Here is an 18,643-nt window from a genome sequence, read left to right on the forward strand (position 1 = left end):
TTACATCTCTGGCGCATCCTCCGCGCCCGCCTTGTGCTATGATTCGCAACTTTGGAGCCTCTGCTTACGGCAGAATCGCATTTCTACCGCTGTCCACTTTCAGCGGAATAACAACATCTTGTGGTGACAGATGAACAGTGGTTATCTGCATTTTCCGGAATTTGATCCGGTCATTTTCTCAGTAGGACCTGTTTCGCTTCACTGGTACGGTCTGATGTACCTGGTGGGCTTCATTTTTGCCATGTGGCTCGCTGGCCGTCGCGCCAGTCGTCCGGGCAGCGGCTGGACGAAAAACGAAGTTGAAAACCTGCTCTATGCGGGCTTCCTCGGCGTGTTCCTCGGTGGCCGCATTGGGTACGTGCTGTTCTATAACTTCCCGGTGTTTCTGAACGATCCGCTCTATCTGTTCCGCGTGTGGGACGGCGGCATGTCCTTCCACGGCGGCCTGATTGGGGTGATCCTGGTGATGGTGATTTTTGCCAAACGCACCAAACGCAACTTCTTCCAGGTTTCAGATTTTATCGCACCGCTGATCCCGTTTGGTCTCGGCGCTGGCCGTCTGGGTAACTTTATCAACGGTGAGCTGTGGGGCCGAGTCGACCCGAGCGTGCCGTACACGATGCTCTTCCCGGGCTCCCGCGCAGAGGATATAGCGCTGCTGCCATCACACCCGGAGTGGCAGTCCATTTTTGATACCTACGGCGTTCTGCCGCGCCATATGTCTCAGCTGTACGAGCTGGCGCTGGAAGGCGTGGTACTGTTTATCATCCTCAACCTGTTTATCCGCAAACCGCGTCCGATGGGCGCTGTCTCCGGCCTGTTCCTGATTGGCTACGGCGCATTCCGTATTATCGTCGAGTTCTTCCGTCAGCCTGACGCACAGTTTACCGGCGAATGGGTACAGTACATCAGCATGGGGCAGATCCTCTCCATTCCGATGATTGTCGCGGGTGCCATTATGATGATTTGGGCGTATCGTCGTCGTCCACAGCAACAAATTTCCTGAGGAACCATGAAACAGTATCTTGAATTGATGAAAAAAGTGCTCGACGAGGGCACGCCGAAAAACGACCGCACCGGCACCGGTACGCTCTCCATTTTTGGCCACCAGATGCGCTTCAATCTGCAAGAAGGCTTCCCACTGGTGACGACAAAGCGCTGCCACCTGCGCTCGATCATTCATGAACTGCTCTGGTTCCTGCAAGGCGATACCAACGTTGCGTATCTGCACGAAAATAACGTCTCAATCTGGGACGAGTGGGCAGATGAAAATGGCAACCTGGGCCCGGTTTACGGCAAGCAGTGGCGCGCCTGGCCGACGCCTGATGGTCGCCATATTGACCAGATCACCACCGTGATGAACCAGCTAAAAAACGATCCGGACTCGCGCCGAATCATCGTTTCCGCCTGGAACGTCGGCGAGCTGGATAAAATGGCGCTGGCGCCGTGCCATGCGTTCTTCCAGTTCTATGTGGCGGATGGAAAGCTTTCTTGTCAGCTCTACCAGCGCTCCTGTGACGTGTTCCTCGGCCTGCCGTTTAACATTGCCAGCTATGCGCTGTTGGTCCACATGATGGCGCAGCAGTGCGATCTTGAAGTGGGTGATTTTGTCTGGACCGGTGGGGACACCCATCTTTACAGCAACCATATGGAACAGACGCATCTCCAGCTGACTCGCGAACCGCGTGCTCTGCCGAAGCTGATTATCAAGCGCAAACCGGCATCAATCTTCGACTACCGCTTTGATGATTTCGAGATTGAGGGCTATGACCCGCATCCGGGCATCAAAGCGCCTGTCGCTATCTGATGCGATAAAGCGTGACACAACCGGTGCTCTTTAGCGCCGGTTTTTTTTTGCCTTTATCCCGTTTCCCGAAGCGCTATCCAGAAAGCGTGCAACGCGCTGCAACACTCTCAATTCCTCGGATAACGCCTCGTAAAACGAAGAACCGTCGCTCGTCATGTTCACGGCGCTTCGCCACACTCCCGGTATGAAAAAAGAGAACGGTTTTACGCTTATCGAAACGCTGGTCGCGATTTCGCTTGTCGTTATCCTCAGCGCCTCAGGGCTGTACGGCTGGGACAGCTGGCAGCGGCAGCAGCGGCTGTGGCAAACCGCCAGTCAGGTGCGAGATTACCTGCTGTTTCTGCGCAACCATGCCAACCGCTACAACCGCGACCATCAAATTACCCGTCTGCGGGTGGGAGGCATGGATTGTCTGGTGAGCTCTGCCGTGCAAGGCTGTGAGAAGGGCAGTCCCTTTGTGCTGATACCACTCTGGCCTGAGGTCGCGATCGGCGAGGTAACGCCGTCGCTCGCGTTCTATGGATTAAAGGATACGGCATGGGCAGGGCGGATACGCGTTCAAAGCCGTGCGGGAGAATGGCTGATTATTGTCTCAAATGGAGGACGCATCAGGATGTGTAAGGTCTCTGCAGGAGGTTCATGTCGATGAAGCAGCGTGGTTTCTCACTGACTGAAGTTCTGATTGCCACGGCGATTAGCAGCCTCCTGCTGATAAGCGCATCGCGTTTTTTACCCGGCTTGCAGCGGGCGGTCTTAGCGCAATCTGGCCAGAGACAACTGGAGGAAGAGGTCTTGCACCACCTGTTTGCCCTGGGCAAACAGCTCCAGCGTGCGGGGTACTGTGCGGGAAACTGTCAGGGACAGGCGCTGGTGACCGCCAGGCAAGGAAGTTGCGTCATTGTGCGGTGGGATGCCAACAGTAACGGCAGCTGGGATAACAGCGCATCAGAAAATGACAGCACCGGTTTTCGACTGGAGTCTGGTGCGCTTGAAACTCAGCGTGGAGCGACCTCATGTGAAGGAAAAGGATGGGAAAAGCTCACGGACCCGGACAGGCTAGGGATCGCGCAATTTGTGGTGAGGACAGTTGAACATGCCGGTTTTGCGCCAGAGGTGAATATCGAACTGGCGGCGATTCGTAAAGGCGAGCAGGGGGAACCCTGGCAGGCGTTGTATACGGTCACGGGGTACAACCTGTGAATCGTCAACGCGGCATGTCTTCGCTGGCGATGGTTCTGCTTTTACTGGTGCTCGGTACCCTGATCCTCACCGGTCTCAATCAGCAGCTCACAACGTTTAGCGCGCTCGTTGGCGGTGAGAAAAGTTCGATTCAGCAGCAGGCGACGGTGCAGTCCGCGCTTGAGTGGGGACGAGTTCAGAGCTGGTCATCGGAGCCACAGGTTCAGTGCAAAATGACACCGGCGTGGCGAGTGTGTTTGCGCCAGTTGAATGGAGCGCGTGTGCTGCTGATTGCCGGAGACAGCGGCCTGCTGCTTTGGCGCTCAGGAGAGATTGTCGACGGGAACGTTCGCTTTTCGCCTCACGGCTGGAGTGATTTTTGTCCCCTTAAGGAGAGCGCGTTATGCCAGCTGCCGTGAACAGAGAAAAAGGGTTTAGCATGGTTGAGGTACTTCTGGCGATGATGCTGCTGGTGATCGTCGTGACGGCTTTGTCCGGTTATCACCGGGCGCTGGCGGCGCGGTTTACCCTGTTTAATCAGTATCGCCAGCTCTGGCACCATGCCTGGAATCAGTCTCAGCTTTCAACAAATGTTCTCCCGGCAGGCTGGCAGGCCAGTCGGGGGCAGACAACGCACGCAGGATGTGTCAGCATCACGGTCACACTTATTTCTCCTCTGGGGCGGCGCGGTGAGATAACGCGTCTGCATTGCCCGGTTAGCCAGTAGTCGGGAGCGTCTATGTTAAGGGTCTACCACTCAAATCGTCTGGATGTGCTGGAAGCGCTGATGGAATTTATCGTTGAGCGCGAGCGGCTTGACGATCCTTTTGAGCCTGAAATGGTGCTGGTGCAGAGCACCGGTATGGCACAGTGGCTGCAAATGTCGCTTTCCCGTAAATTTGGCATAGCCGCAAATATTGATTTCCCGCTGCCCGCGAGTTTTATCTGGGAGATGTTTGTGCGCGTGTTGCCGGACATCCCGGAGCAGAGCGCCTTCAACAAACAAGGCATGAGCTGGAAGCTCATGGCGCTGCTGCCGGAAATGCTGCAGCACGATGAATTCGCCATGCTGCGCCACTACCTCAATGACGATACCGATAAGCGCAAGCTGTTCCAGCTTGCGTCGCGCACCGCCGATCTCTACGACCAATACCTTGTTTACCGTTCTGACTGGTTAATTCGTTGGGAAGCGGGCGAGTTGGTTGAAGGGCTACCGGAGGCGCAAATATGGCAGGCACCGCTGTGGAAAGCACTGGTAGAGCATACGGAGAAACTTGGGCAGCCTAAGTGGCATCGTGCCAACCTGTACGAGCGGTTTATCTCAATACTCGAGAATGCCCCGGAGCGCCCGGCCCGACTGCCGTCACGCGTTTTTATCTGCGGGATATCCGCATTACCGCCTGTTTATCTGAAGGCGTTGAACGCGCTGGGTAAACATATTGATATCCATATTTTGTTCACCAACCCTTGCCGACAGTATTGGGGGGATATCCTCGACGAACGTTGGCTTGCGCGGCTGGTAACTCGCCAACGAAAGCGCCTTTTTGAAGAACGTTCCGTCCCGCTGTTTAAAGACGGCGCGACTGCCGGTCAGCTTTTTGATGAAGACGGTATCCAGAACCTGCCCAATCCACTGCTTGCCTCGTGGGGGAAGCTGGGGCGTGACTACATTCACATGCTTTCAGACATCACTTCATCAGGCGAAGGCGACGTGGATGCCTTTGTCGACATTACCCCGGATAGCCTGCTGCATCATATTCAGCTGGATATCCTCGATCTGGAAAACCGTGCCGTGATGGGCGTGACGGCGAACGAATTCGAACGTAGCGACAGCAAGCGCAAGCTGGATGCTGACGATCGCAGCATCACGATCCATGTTTGCCATAGCCCTCAGCGTGAGGTCGAAGTGCTTCACGACCAGCTGCTGGCGATGCTGCAGGACGATCCCGAACTGACGCCACGCGATATCGTGGTGATGGTGGCGGATATCGACAGCTACAGTCCCTTCATTCAGGCCGTTTTTGGCAGTGCGACGGGCGAGCGATATCTGCCTTACGCTATCTCTGACCGTCGTGCCCGCCAGTCGCATCCGGCACTGCAGGCCTTTATCACTCTGCTTTCACTGCCGGATAGCCGCTTTATCTCCGAAGATGTCCTGGCGTTACTGGATGTTCCCGTGCTGGCTGCACGCTTCAACATTAATGAAGAGGGGCTGCGCTACCTTCGCCAGTGGGTGAACGAATCTGGCGTGCGCTGGGGGATCGATGACGATAACGTTCAGGAGTTCGAACTTCCTCCTACCGGGCAGCATACGTGGCGTTTTGGCCTGACGCGTATGCTGCTGGGCTACGCCATGGAGAGCAGCCAGGGCGAGTGGAATGAGGTGCTGCCTTACGATGAGTCCAGCGGGTTAATTGCTGAACTGGTGGGGCATTTAGCGTCACTCCTGATGCAGCTTAACCGCTGGCGACACGAGCTGATGCAGCCGCGTCCGCTTGAAGCGTGGCTTCCGGTTTGCAGGGCATTGCTTAATGATTTCTTCCTGCCAGACAGTGACACCGAAGCGGCAATGGCACTGATTGAAACGCAGTGGCAGGCGATCATCGACGAAGGCGTGAACTCCCACTATCAGGAGGCCATCCCGCTGTCGCTGTTGAGGGATGAGCTGACGCAGCGGCTCGATCAGGAGCGAATCAGCCAGCGTTTCCTGGCAGGTCCCATCAATATCTGCACCCTGATGCCAATGCGTTCTATCCCGTTTAAAGTGGTCTGTCTGCTTGGCATGAACGACGGCGTTTATCCGCGCGCGCTGGCGCCGCTGGGGTTCGATTTGATGAGCGCAGATCCAAAGCGGGGCGACCGTAGCCGCCGCGATGATGACCGCTACCTCTTCCTTGAGGCGCTCATTTCCGCCCAGAGTAAGCTATATATCAGCTATATCGGCCGTTCCATTCAGGACAACAGCGAGCGTTTTCCCTCCGTTCTGGTGCAGGAGCTGGTGGACTATATCGGCCAGAGTCACTATCTGCCGGGGGATGAAGAGCGCAACTGCGATGAAAGCGAGAAGAGGGTGAAATCTCATATCACCTGTTTCCACAGCCGCATGCCATTTGACCCGGTGAACTACACGCCCAGCGAGCGCCAGAGCTATGCGCAGGAGTGGTTACCGGCAGCGAAAAAGGAGGGGAGTGCGCATACCGATTTCATACAGGAACTTGACCCGCGCCCTGTCGATACCCTGACCTTTGAACAGCTTCAGCGGTTTTGGGCGCATCCGGTGCGCGCCTTCTTCCAGCAGCGATTGCAGGTCAACTTCCGTTCTGAAGAGAGTGAAATTCCTGATGCAGAGCCCTTTACGCTGGAAGGGCTGGAGCGCTACCAGTTAAACCTGCAGCTGTTGAATGCGCTGGTTGAAGAGGAAGATGCTGACAAACTTTATCGCCGCTACCGTGCTGCAGGGCAGCTGCCCTATGGGGCGTTCGGGGAAATTGTGTGGGAGGCGCAGTGTCAGGAGATGACCGCCCTGGCAGAGCGCGTAAGAGCGTGCCGACAGCCAGGAAAAAGCATTGAAATTGATCTCAACTGCAATAGTGTACAGCTCACGGGCTGGTTAACCCAGGTTCAGCCGGACGGGTTGCTGCGCTGGCGGCCCTCTATGCTTAGCGTTTCACAGGGTTTGCAACTCTGGCTTGAACATCTTGTCTACAGTGCGGATGGTCATAAAGGTGAAAGTCGGATTTTCGTGCGCAAAGAGGGCGAATGGCGCTTCCCGCCGATGGAGTCTGAGCAGGCGTTACGGTATCTGTCTTTGTACATTGAGGGCTACCGTCAGGGAATGAACAAACCGCTCCTGGTACTGCCGGAAAGTGGCGGCGCCTGGATAAAAGCCTGTTATGACGCACAGAATGATGCGATGTTAACGGATGAGGCGTCACTGCAGAAAGCGCGCAGTAAATTTATGCAGGCCTACGAAGGTAACATGATGGTGCGGGGCGAAGGTGAAGATGTCTGGTATCAGCGCTTATGGCGAACGCTTGAGCCAGAGTACTTTGAGGCCATCACGGAAGAGGCGCAGCGCTACCTGCTGCCGTTGTTTAAATTTAATCAGTCCTGAGCGCTGTATAAAAATTGCGCAGCATGGGGGGTTCATTTATGATGCACTTCTTATCACGGACTGATGTACCCCATAAAGAGATGTTGGCGTGTCCAGCACGCAATGTGTTAATGATGTAGCCGTGATAAAGAGGTAGCACCTTGTTTAAAGCGTTTGTTTTGTTTTTCGCCCTCTGGGTACCTGTCACTCAGGCAGACTCCGGTTGGCAACCCGTTCAGGAAACTATTCGTAAAAGCGAAAAAGATACTCGTCAATATCAGGCTATTCGTCTTGATAACGGCATGACCGTGCTGCTGGTTTCCGATCCGCAGGCGGTGAAGTCCCTCTCGGCATTAGTGGTGCCGGTTGGATCGCTGGAAGATCCTGACGCGCATCCTGGGCTTGCACACTATCTGGAACATATGACGCTGATGGGGTCAAAAAAATACCCGCAGCCAGATAGCCTGTCCGAATTTTTGAAAATGCATGGCGGCAGCCACAATGCCAGTACGGCACCGTACCGCACGGCCTTTTATCTCGAAGTCGAAAATGATGCGCTGGAAGGCGCGGTCGACCGCCTTGCTGATTCCATCGCCGCGCCGTTGCTGGATAAAAAATATGCCGACCGTGAACGCAATGCCGTCAATGCTGAGTTGACCCTTGCCCGTACGCGAGATGGTATGCGCATGGCCCAGGTCAGCGCCGAAACCATCAACCCTGCGCACCCGGGTTCGCGCTTCTCCGGCGGTAACCTGGAGACGTTAAGCGACAAACCGAATAGCCCGGTGCTTGATGCCCTGCACGCGTTTCGCGATAAATACTACTCCGCCAACCTGATGAAAGCGGTCATCTACAGCAATAAACCGTTGCCAGAACTGGCAGGCATGGCGGCTAAAACGTTTGGTCGGGTGCCGAATAAAAATATCGACCTGCCGCAGATAGACGTACCGGTGGTCACGGACGCGCAAAAGGGCATTGTGATCCACTACGTGCCTGCGCTGCCGCGCAAAGTGCTGCGCGTGGAATTCCGCATCGATAACAACACCGCAAAGTTTCGCAGTAAAACCGATGAGCTGGTGACCTACCTGATAGGTAACCGTAGTCCGGGTACGCTTTCTGACTGGCTGCAAAAACAGGGGCTCGTGGAAGGTATTCGCGCCGACTCCGATCCGGTTGTGAACGGCAATAGCGGCGTGCTGGCGATCTCCGCCACCCTGACCGACAAGGGCCTGGCAAACCGTGACGAAGTGGTGGCTGCGATCTTCAGCTACCTCTCTTTACTGCGTGAGAAAGGCGTCGATAAGCGCTACTTTGATGAGCTCGCGCACGTGCTGGATCTCGATTTCCGCTATCCGTCCATTACCCGCGACATGGATTACGTTGAGTGGCTGGCGGATACCATGATCCGCGTGCCGGTGGAACACACCCTCGATGCGGTCAATATTGCCGACCGGTATGATGCCGATGCGGTGAAAGCCCGCCTGGCGATGATGACGCCGGAGAATGCCCGCATCTGGTACATCAGCCCGAACGAACCGCATAACAAGACGGCGTATTTTGTCGATGCTCCTTATCAGGTGGACAAAATCAGCGCACAGACCTTCGCCGACTGGCAGAAGAAGGCCGGGGAGATTGCGTTGAAGCTGCCGGAGCTGAACCCCTATATTCCGGATGACTTCTCGCTGACCAAAACGACTCAAGATTACCCGCACCCGGCGCTAATCGTTGATGAGCCTACCCTGCGCGTGGTGTATACCCCTAGCCGCTATTTCGCAAGCGAGCCAAAGGCCGATGTCAGCGTGGTGCTGCGTAACCCGAAAGCGATGAACAGCGCTAAAAATCAGGTGATGTTCGCGCTCAATGACTATCTCGCCGGGATTGCGCTCGATCAGCTCAGCAACCAGGCGGCCGTGGGTGGGATCAGCTTCTCCACCAACGCCAACAACGGTTTGATGCTCAATGCAAACGGCTATACCCAGCGTTTGCCTCAGCTGTTCCAGGCACTGCTGGAGGGTTATTTCAGCTATACGCCGACGGAAGAGCAGCTTGAGCAGGCCAAATCGTGGTATGCGCAGATGATGGATTCTGCGGAGAAGGGCAAAGCTTACGATCTGGCGCTTATGCCGGCGCAAATGCTGTCGCAAGTTCCTTATTTCCAGCGAGAGGACCGCCGCGCGCTGTTGCCTTCGATCACCTTAAAAGACGTGCTGGCTTACCGTGACGCGCTGAAAACCAACACGCGCCCGGAGTTCCTGATCGTCGGCAACATGAGTGAGGATCAGGCCAAAACCCTGGCAGAGAATGTACGCGCTCAGCTCGGTTCGAAAGGCGACGAGTGGTGCCGAAACCAGGACGTGCTGGTTGAGAAAAAACAGAATGTGATTTTTGAAAAGGCGGGTAACAGCACGGACTCCGCGCTGGCCGCGGTATTTGTGCCAACGGGCTATGATGAATTCGCCAGCTCAGCGCAGAGTGCCGTGCTGGGGCAAATTATTCAGCCGTGGTTCTACAACCAGTTACGCACTGAGGAGCAGCTTGGCTACGCGGTGTTTGCCTTCTCCATGAACGTAGGCCGACAGTGGGGGCTGGGTTTCCTGCTGCAAAGCAGCGATAAACAGCCGGCGTATCTCTGGAAGCGTTACCAGGCCTTCTTCCCGCAGGTGGAAGCGAAACTCCGCGCCATGAAGCCGGAAGAGTTTGCGCAGATCCAGCAGGCCGTCATCGCACAGGTGATGCAGCCGCCGCAGACGCTGGGTGAAGAAGCCTCGCAGCTGAGCAAAGATTTCGATCGCGGTAATCTGAAATTTGATTCGCGTGATAAAGTAGTGGCCGAGATAAAACAGCTGACGCCGCAGAAGGTTGCCGACTTCTTCCATCAGGCGGTCATTAAGCCGCAGGGTATGACCATTCTGTCCCAGGTTTCCGGAAGCCAGAACGGGAAAACGGAGTACGTGAACCCGAAAGGCTGGAAAGTCTGGAAGAGCGTCAGCGCGCTGCAGCAATCTATGCCCTGGAGTAAGAAAGAATGACCGATACCGCTGAGTCCCTTGATCCCTTACGTTTACCTATGCAGGGTGAACGATTGATTGAAGCCTCAGCGGGAACGGGAAAAACCTTCACCATTGCCGCTCTGTACCTGCGTCTGCTGCTGGGGCTTGGCGGCAACGCCGCTTATCCACGCCCTTTGAGCGTGGAAGAGCTGCTGGTGGTGACCTTCACCGAGGCTGCCACCGCTGAGCTGCGGGGTCGTATTCGCAACAATATCCACGAGCTGCGCATCGCCTGTCTGCGTCAGAGCACGGATAACCCCCTCTACGCGAGCCTTCTGGAAGAGATTGCCGATAAGCAACAGGCCGCCCAGTGGCTGCTGCTCGCTGAACGGCAAATGGACGAAGCGTCCGTCTTTACTATTCACGGTTTTTGCCAGCGCATGCTGAGCCTGAATGCGTTCGAGTCCGGCATGCTGTTCGAACAGCAGCTCATTGAAGATGAATCCGTTCTTCGCTATCAGGCGTGCGCGGATTTCTGGCGTCGCCACTGTTATCCTTTAGAGCGCGATATCGCCGAAGCGGTACATGCGCTGTGGAAGGGCCCGGAGGCGCTGCTGCGCGCTATCGATCGTTACCTGCAGGGCGAAGCGCCGGTCATCAAATCCCCGCCGCCAGCGGATGAAACCCTGGCCTCACGGCATGAAAAAATCATCGCGCAAATTGCCGACATCAAGCAAAAATGGATGGAGTCCGTTGGCGAGATTGACGCAATCATCGAAAATTCCGGGATTGACCGACGCAAGTTTAACCGTGGCAACCAGGGAAAATGGATCGACAAGATCAGCGCCTGGGCGCAGGAGGAGACGCGAGGCTACCAGCTCCCGGACGCGCTGGAGAAATTCTCCCGGCGTTTCCTGGTTGAGCGGACCAAATCCGACGGCATTGTGCCTGAGCATCCCCTGTTTGTGGCGATTGAAACCCTGCTGGCTGAGCCCTTAACGCTCAACGATCTGATGATCGCCCGCGCCATGACGGAAATTCGCGAAGCCGTCGCGCGTGAAAAACGCCGCCGGGGTGAGCTGGGGTTTGACGACATGCTGAGCCGCCTCGATGCGGCGCTGTGCAGTGAAAATGGCGAAGCGCTTGCCGCCGCGATCCGGACCCGCTTCCCGGTGGCGATGATTGACGAATTTCAGGATACCGACCCTCAACAATACCGCATTTTCCGCCGTATCTGGCGCCAGCAGCCCGGTACCGCGCTGTTGTTAATCGGCGATCCGAAACAGGCCATCTACGCCTTCCGCGGTGCGGATATTTTCACTTACATGAAAGCCCGTAGCGAAGTTGACGCGCACTACACTCTCGATACTAACTGGCGCTCCTCTCCCGGCATGGTGGAAAGCGTCAATGCGCTCTTCAGCCGCATGGATACGGCGTTTATGTTCCGGGAGATCCCGTTTCAGCCGGTAAAATTCGCCGAGAAAAATGCCTCGTTGCGCTTCGAGTTCAACGGCGAGACGCAGCCTGCCATGAACTTCTGGCTGCTGGACGGGGAAGGCTGCGGCGTTGCCGACTATCAAAATGCCATGGCCCAGCACTGTGCCGCACAAATCCGCGACTGGCTCAGCGCGGGCGCGCACGGTAAAGCGCTGCTGTGGAAGGGGGATAAACCAACTCCGGTAAAGGCATCCGATATCACGGTGCTGGTGCGCAGCCGTCAGGAGGCCGCGCTCATCCGCGACGCCCTGACGTTACTAAATATCCCCTCCGTCTACCTCTCAAACCGCGACAGCGTCTTTGAAACGCTGGAAGCGCAGGAGATGCTATGGCTGCTGCAGGCCGTGCTGGCTCCGGAGCGGGAAAGCACGCTGCGTAGCGCACTGGCGAGCGCGATGCTCGGGCTGAACGCGCGGGATATCGATGCGCTCAACAATGACGAAGCCGCGTGGGATGCCGTGGTGGAAGAGTTTGTTCGCTACCGCGAAAAGTGGCAGAAGCGTGGAGTCATGGCGATGGTGCGCGAGCTCATGGCACAGCGCCACATTGCCGAGAATATGCTGGCGACAGCAGGCGGCGAGCGCCGTTTGACCGATATTTTACATATCAGCGAACTGCTGCAGGAAGCCGGTACGCAGCTGGAGAGCGAACACGCCCTCGTGCGCTGGCTGGCGCAGCAGATTGCCGATCCGAACAGTAATTCGTCCAGCCAGCAGATGCGCCTTGAGAGTGATAAACATCTGGTGCAGATCGTCACCATTCACAAGTCGAAAGGCCTGGAATATCCGCTGGTCTGGCTGCCGTTTATCGCCAATTATCGCGTGCAGGATCAGGCCTTTTACCACGATCGCGAATCTTTTGAGGCGGTGCTCGATCTCAGCAACGCGGAGTCCAGCGTTGAGCTGGCCGAAGCCGAGCGTCTGGCGGAAGACCTGCGCCTGCTTTACGTGGCGCTGACCCGTTCGGTCTGGCACTGCAGCCTGGGCATTGCGCCTCTGTTCCGTCGCCGTGGCGAAAAGACCGGGGAGAGCGATTTTCATCTGAGCGCGCTGGGGCGGCTTATTCAGCATGGTGAACCCAAAGACGCGGCGGGCCTGCGCCAGTGCATCGAATCTCTTTGCACAGAGCATGTTGCCCTGCATATTCCGTCGCAGCCCGACAACAGCCGCTGGCAGATGCCGGAGCTGGGTGAGTCAGAGCTCCATGCCCGCCAGGTTGTACGTACCATTGCCGACGACTGGCGCGTCACCAGCTACTCCGGTTTGCAGCAGCACGGGCAGAGTATTGCGCAGGATCTGATGCCAAAACTGGACGTAGATGCCGCAGGAGCCGGTAGCGTACCTGTTGAGCCAGTGCTCACGCCGCACCAGTTCCCGCGCGGCGCCTCGCCGGGCACGTTTTTGCACAGCCTGTTTGAAGAGCTGGATTTTACCCAGCCGGTATCGGAAGAGTGGGTGCTGAAGATGTTACAGAGTGGCGGCTACGACGCACAGTGGCAGCCGGTTCTCACCGACTGGATCCGCGCGGTACTGCACGCGCCGCTCACGACGCAGGGGATCTCGCTGAACCAGTTGACCGCCAAAGATAAGCAGGTGGAGATGGAGTTTTATCTCCCCATCGCCAGCCCGCTCAGGGCCGAAGCGCTTGATGCGCTGATCCGCGAGTACGATCCGTTATCCGCCGGATGTCCGCCGCTGAACTTCCGTCAGGTGCAGGGGATGCTCAAAGGCTTTATCGACCTGGTTTTCCGCCACGAAGGGCGCTACTACCTGCTGGATTACAAATCAAACTGGCTGGGTGAAAGCAGCGAAGCCTACACCCAGGACGCGATGGCCTCGGCAATGCAAATGCATCGCTACGATCTGCAGTACCAGCTTTACACCCTTGCGCTGCACCGTTACCTGCGCCATCGCATGGCCGATTACCGCTACGAAGCGCATTTTGGCGGCGTAATTTACCTGTTCCTGCGCGGAGTGGATGCTAACGACCCGCATTCCGGCGTCTTTAGCACGCGTCCGGCTGCGGAACTGATTGAAAAAATGGATAACCTGTTTGCTGCAGGCACGGAGGAGGTGGCATGACGATGCAGGCGCTACTGCTGGACGCGGTTGAACAACGATTATTGCGTCACCTGGATGTGCAGTTCGCCATGATGGTGGCAGGCGAGGAGCCGGCCGTCATGCTGGCCGCCGCCATTCTGAGTAAAGACGCGGGGGAAGGGCACGTATGTCTGCCGCTGTCGCGTCTGGCGGTGGATGAGAAAATGCCTCCGGCTTTACAGGCGTGTTTCGCGCTGCTGGGGGACGCAGTGGACTGGCAGGAGATATTACTCGGTTCGCCTGCCGTGAGCGGAGCCGATACCGGGACGCCAATGATCCTTGTCGGCGAGCGTTTGTATCTTAACCGGCTGTGGTGTAACGAACTGACGGTAGCGCGCTTCTTCAGCGAGACCAACGCCCCGCTTCCCTGCGATGAAGCGCAGCTCCGGCAAACGCTGGATACGCTGTTTACCGCTGACGACGCGACAGACTGGCAGAAAGTGGCGGCAGCCGTGGCCTTAACGCGACGGATCTCGGTGATTTCTGGCGGTCCGGGCACCGGTAAAACGACCACCGTGGCAAAACTGCTTGCTGCGCTGATTCAGCTCTCGGGTGAGCAAAAGTGCCGTATTCGCCTGGCGGCTCCCACCGGTAAAGCGGCGGCGCGTCTGACGGAGTCGTTAGGCGGCGCGCTGCAAAAGCTGCCGCTAACCGGGGAGCAGCTTGCGCTTTTCCCCAATGAAGCCAGCACGCTGCACCGTTTGCTTGGCGCACAGCCGGGTAGCCAGCGTCTGCGCTATCATGCCGGTAATCCATTGCACCTTGACGTGCTGGTGGTGGATGAAGCGTCGATGATTGATCTGACTATGATGTCGCGTTTGATCGATGCGCTACCGCCGCACGCGCGTGTCATTTTCCTCGGCGATCGCGACCAGCTTGCCTCCGTTGAGGCGGGAGCCGTATTGGGGGATATCTGCACCTATGCCAGCCTGGGATATACCGCTGAACGCGCGCAGGAGTTAGCCCGTCTCACCGGATGTTCGCTCACCTCTGAAAACCATTCGCTGGCAGGGGCGCTGCGCGACAGCCTGTGTCTGCTGCAAAAAAGCTACCGTTTCGGCAGCGACTCCGGCATCGGCCAGCTTGCGGCAGCGGTGAACCGGGGCGACCGGCGCACCACCACTGCGGTGTTTGACGGTACCTTTACGGATATAGAGAAAAAATCGCTGCAAAGCGGGGAAGAGTATCAGGCGATGCTGGACGACGCCCTGCAGGGGTACCAGCACTTTCTGACGGGCGTACAACAGCAAAGTACGCCGGAGCAGGTCATTGCCGCGTTTGGCGAGTATCAGCTGCTCTGTGCGCTGAGGGAAGGCCCCTTTGGCGTCCGGGGTCTCAACGACAGGCTGGAACAGCTGCTGGCGCAAAAACGCAAAATTAACCGTACCCCGCACTCGCGCTGGTATGAAGGGCGACCGGTGATGATCTCCCGCAACGACAGCGCGCTGGGGTTGTTTAACGGGGATATCGGGATTGCGCTCGACTGCGGTCAGGGCCTGCGCGTCTGGTTCCAGATGCCGGACGGGAGCGTGAAGTCCTTCCAGCCCAGCCGTTTACCCGAGCATGAAACCGCCTGGGCGATGACGGTGCATAAATCCCAGGGCTCCGAGTTTAACCATGCGGCGCTGATCCTGCCCACGCAGCTTTCACCCGTCGTTACCCGCGAGCTGATCTATACCGCCATTACGCGCGCGCGTCAGCGCCTGTCGCTCTATACCGATGAACGGGTGCTGGTGCAGGCGATCGCCACCCGAACGGAACGCCGAAGCGGGCTGGGCGCGATATTTGAGTCACTCTGAACAACGCCAGACATCCAGGCCGGGTACGCGCAGCGCTACCCGGCAAGCGTTGTATTATCCCAGGTCAGCCATCAGCACCTTTGAACGACGCTGATAGTTGTACATCTCTTTCTTCGTTTCCGGCAGAGAATCGATATCCACCGGCGTGAATCCGCGCTCCTGGAACCAGTGAATGCTGCGCGTCGTCAGGACGAACAGCTTGCTTAGCCCCATCTGGCGCGCCTGTGCCGCCACGCGTTCAAGCAGCATTTCGCCGCGTGAAGAGCTACGGTAATCAGGATGCACCGCCACGCAGGCCATTTCACCGATCTTCTCTTCCGGGAACGGATAGAGCGCGGCGCAGGCAATGGTCAGGTTATCGCGCTGAATAATGGTGAATTTGTCGATCTCCATCTCCAGCTGTTCGCGCGAACGACGCACCAGAATACCCTGCTGTTCCAGCGGGCGGATCAGCTCCAGAATGCCGCCGATGTCATTGATGGTGGCGCGGCGGATCTGCTCCGCACTCTCCATCACAATCTGCGTACCAATACCGTCGCGGGAGAACAGCTCCTGGAGCAGGGCCCCGTCTTCCTGATAGCTGATCAGGTGGCTGCGGCGCACGCCGCTGCGGCAGGCCTTCACGGCGCCACGCAGGAAGCGGACGGTGCCGGAGTGGTAATCACCTTCGGCTTCCAGCGCTTCCACGCGGGCCTGAGCTTCATTCGGGAAGAGTTCCGGTACGATTGTTCCTTCAGCGTCCACGACGCCCTGGGAGGAGCAGAATCCAATCATTTTTTCCGCCTTCAGCTTGATCGCCAGCTGCGTGGCGATCTCTTCGGACGTCAGGTTAAAGCTTTCGCCGGTCACGGAAACGGCGACCGGGCCCATCAGCACGATGGCGCCGCTGTCCAGCTGGCGGTGAATAGCTTCCTCATCAATACGACGGATACGGCCGCTGTGGCAGTAATCCACGCCATCGTCCACGCCGAGCGGCTGGGCAATGATAAAGTTGCCGCTCACGACGTTGATATGCGCCCCCTGCAGCGGCGTATTGTTCAGGCTCATGGAGAGACGCGCGGTAATATCCAGCTGCAGCAGACCCGCCGCCTGTTTCACCAGCTCCAGGGTTTTGGCATCGGTGACGCGGGTGTGTTTGTGGTAAATCGGCTCGTGGTGGTGAGCGGCCAGGTTGGCGTCGATCTGCGGACGCGCGCCATACACCACCACCAGGCGGATCCCGAGGCTGTGCAGCAGGCCAATGTCATTGACGATGCTGGAAAAATTTTCATGCTCAATGGCTTCGCCGCCAAGCATGATGACAAACGTTTTTCCCCGATGGGCGTTGATATAGGGAACAGAATGGCGGAATCCCTGGACCAGTTCGGTTCTACGTTCCTTCACCATGGCACAACCCTTAATGAATGTTTATTCGTAATTTCTGTATTTTTATTCGATTGTGGTCGCGTGTGCAAGCGCAAATTTTCCGCGACCTACAGAAATTGGTAAGTAATCCGTGCGTTAGCGTATGATTGTTTACCCTTTTATAGATGACAGTTTATGCGTCATTCGTTAAAGTTTTCGGTCAATCTGGACATTTTGTATATCAGTCAGTGTTCTTGCTCGGGAGAAGCATGTCGGGATCCAATTCAGCAATAAGCCGCCGCCGTTTGTTAAAAGGGGCCGGGGCAATGTGGTTGCTTAGCGTCAGTCAGGTCGGTCTTGCCGCCACCAGTCAGGTGGTGGCGGTACGCGTCTGGCCGTCGTCGACCTATACGCGCGTGACGGTCGAATCCAATCGCGTGCTGAAATATAAGCAATTTGCCCTCAGCAACCCGGAACGCGTGGTGGTGGATCTCGAAGGCGTTAACCTCAACTCCGTGCTGAAAGGGATGGCGGCGCAGATCCGCGGCGACGATCCGTTTATTAAATCGGCTCGCGTCGGGCAGTTTGATCCGCAAACCGTGCGCATGGTGTTTGAGCTTAAACAGAACGTTAAGCCGCAGCTGTTCGCCCTGGCGCCCGTCGCGACGTTTAAAGAGCGCCTGGTGATGGATCTCTACCCGGCCAACGCAACGGATATTCAGGATCCGCTTCTTGCCCTGCTGGAGGATTACAACAAGGGCGACTTGCAGCGTCAGGTTCCACCTGCGCAAAGCGGTCCGCAGCCGGGGAAAGCAGGGCGCGATCGTCCGATTGTGATCATGCTCGATCCCGGACACGGCGGTGAAGACTCCGGCGCGGTGGGGAAATACCGCACGCGTGAAAAAGACGTTGTGCTGCAAATTGCCCGCCGCCTGAAGGCGTTGATTGATAAAGAAGGTAATATGCGCGCCTATATGACGCGCAATGAAGATATCTTTATTCCGCTGAAGGTCCGGGTGGCGAAAGCGCAGAAGCAGCGCGCCGATTTGTTCGTGTCGATCCATGCGGATGCCTTTACCAGCCGCCAGCCAAGCGGCTCGTCGGTGTTCGCGCTCTCAACCAAAGGCGCGACCAGTACCGCCGCAAGATATCTGGCTGACACCCAGAACGCCTCTGACCTGATTGGCGGCGTGAGCAAAAGCGGTGACCGCTACGTCGACCACACTATGTTCGATATGGTGCAGTCGCTGACCATTAACGACAGCCTGAAGTTTGGTAAAGCGGTGCTGGGCAAGCTGGGCAACATCAATAAGCTGCATAAAAACAGCGTTGAACAGGCCGGGTTTGCGGTACTCAAAGCACCGGATATCCCGTCCATTCTGGTCGAAACCGCGTTTATCAGTAACGTCGAAGAGGAGCGTAAGCTCAAGACGGCAAAATTCCAGCAGGAGGTTGCGGAGTCGATTCTGGCGGGGATACGGGCGTATTTCTCTGACGGGGCGACGCTGGCGCGACGCGGATAACGCTTTCAGCCGGGTACACGCCCGGCAAATTCACAAACGACAGATACAAAAAAACACCCTTGAGGGTGTTTATTGTTTTCAGAAGTGTTGGTTGCGGGGGCCGGATTTGAACCGACGACCTTCGGGTTATGAGCCCGACGAGCTACCAGGCTGCTCCACCCCGCGTCCGTCTTTCTACTCGTATAGAAACTTACTTCTTCAAATTTGATTGGTTGCGGGGGCCGGATTTGAACCGACGACCTTCGGGTTATGAGCCCGACGAGCTACCAGGCTGCTCCACCCCGCGTCCGTCTTTCTACTCTCGTAGAAGAT

General features: G+C 57.0%; 12 protein-coding genes and 2 tRNA genes. 11 read left to right on the forward strand and 3 right to left on the reverse strand.

The window, feature by feature from the left end:
- Positions 1-130 precede the first annotated feature (130 nt).
- From lgt to recD, 10 genes are all read left to right on the forward strand, one after another.
- A complete protein-coding gene (lgt, locus tag ACMWLG_RS22105; RefSeq protein WP_023309046.1) occupies positions 131-1,006 on the forward strand; it encodes a prolipoprotein diacylglyceryl transferase in 876 nt (291 codons plus the stop codon).
- 6 nt (positions 1,007-1,012) lie between these two features.
- Positions 1,013-1,807 (forward strand): thymidylate synthase, encoded by a 795-nt coding sequence (thyA, locus tag ACMWLG_RS22110; RefSeq protein WP_014885081.1) that lies wholly within the window; start codon positions 1,013-1,015, stop codon positions 1,805-1,807.
- A 184-nt stretch (positions 1,808-1,991) separates the two neighbouring features.
- A complete protein-coding gene (locus ACMWLG_RS22115) occupies positions 1,992-2,456 on the forward strand; it encodes a prepilin peptidase-dependent protein (RefSeq protein ID WP_045355583.1) in 465 nt (154 codons plus the stop codon).
- Positions 2,447-3,007: a prepilin peptidase-dependent protein gene (locus ACMWLG_RS22120; RefSeq protein WP_045404602.1), complete on the forward strand. Its 561-nt coding sequence runs from the start codon at positions 2,447-2,449 to the stop codon at positions 3,005-3,007. Before ACMWLG_RS22115 ends, ACMWLG_RS22120 begins: the two co-directional genes overlap by 10 nt.
- Positions 3,004-3,405 carry a DUF2509 family protein gene (locus ACMWLG_RS22125; RefSeq protein ID WP_045404600.1) on the forward strand — a complete coding sequence of 134 codons (402 nt, stop codon included), beginning with the start codon at positions 3,004-3,006 and terminating at the stop codon, positions 3,403-3,405. Before ACMWLG_RS22120 ends, ACMWLG_RS22125 begins: the two co-directional genes overlap by 4 nt.
- Positions 3,390-3,713 carry a prepilin-type N-terminal cleavage/methylation domain-containing protein gene (locus tag ACMWLG_RS22130; RefSeq protein ID WP_023309042.1) on the forward strand — a complete coding sequence of 108 codons (324 nt, stop codon included), beginning with the start codon at positions 3,390-3,392 and terminating at the stop codon, positions 3,711-3,713. Before ACMWLG_RS22125 ends, ACMWLG_RS22130 begins: the two co-directional genes overlap by 16 nt.
- Before the next feature lie 12 nt (positions 3,714-3,725).
- Positions 3,726-7,100: an exodeoxyribonuclease V subunit gamma gene (gene recC / locus ACMWLG_RS22135; protein ID WP_045404598.1), complete on the forward strand. Its 3,375-nt coding sequence runs from the start codon at positions 3,726-3,728 to the stop codon at positions 7,098-7,100.
- A 140-nt stretch (positions 7,101-7,240) separates the two neighbouring features.
- Positions 7,241-10,108 carry a pitrilysin gene (gene ptrA, locus ACMWLG_RS22140; RefSeq protein ID WP_045404597.1) on the forward strand — a complete coding sequence of 956 codons (2,868 nt, stop codon included), beginning with the start codon at positions 7,241-7,243 and terminating at the stop codon, positions 10,106-10,108.
- A complete protein-coding gene (gene recB, locus ACMWLG_RS22145) occupies positions 10,105-13,647 on the forward strand; it encodes an exodeoxyribonuclease V subunit beta (protein ID WP_045404594.1) in 3,543 nt (1,180 codons plus the stop codon). Before ptrA ends, recB begins: the two co-directional genes overlap by 4 nt.
- Positions 13,644-15,464, forward strand: coding sequence for an exodeoxyribonuclease V subunit alpha (recD, locus tag ACMWLG_RS22150; RefSeq protein ID WP_045404592.1), 1,821 nt, complete (start codon positions 13,644-13,646; stop codon positions 15,462-15,464). The genes recB and recD overlap by 4 nt, the downstream gene beginning before the upstream one ends.
- A gap of 54 nt (positions 15,465-15,518) precedes the next feature.
- Here the strand turns inward: recD and argA are convergent, their stop codons facing one another.
- A complete protein-coding gene (argA, locus tag ACMWLG_RS22155) occupies positions 15,519-16,850 on the reverse strand; it encodes an amino-acid N-acetyltransferase (protein WP_023309037.1) in 1,332 nt (443 codons plus the stop codon).
- A 227-nt stretch (positions 16,851-17,077) separates the two neighbouring features.
- Between argA and amiC the strand changes: the two genes are divergently transcribed.
- On the forward strand, positions 17,078-18,331 hold the full coding sequence (gene amiC / locus ACMWLG_RS22160; RefSeq protein ID WP_023309036.1) for an N-acetylmuramoyl-L-alanine amidase AmiC: 1,254 nt from the start codon (positions 17,078-17,080) through the stop codon (positions 18,329-18,331).
- 88 nt (positions 18,332-18,419) lie between these two features.
- Here the strand turns inward: amiC and ACMWLG_RS22165 are convergent.
- Positions 18,420-18,496, reverse strand: a tRNA-Met gene (locus tag ACMWLG_RS22165).
- A 44-nt stretch (positions 18,497-18,540) separates the two neighbouring features.
- Positions 18,541-18,617, reverse strand: a tRNA-Met gene (locus ACMWLG_RS22170).
- Between the last annotated feature and the right edge of the window lie 26 nt (positions 18,618-18,643).

Origin of the sequence: Enterobacter sp. 01-M-02-SI-ECC (genome assembly GCF_047530595.1) — a bacterium.
Classification (GTDB): domain Bacteria; phylum Pseudomonadota; class Gammaproteobacteria; order Enterobacterales; family Enterobacteriaceae; genus Enterobacter; species Enterobacter cloacae_M.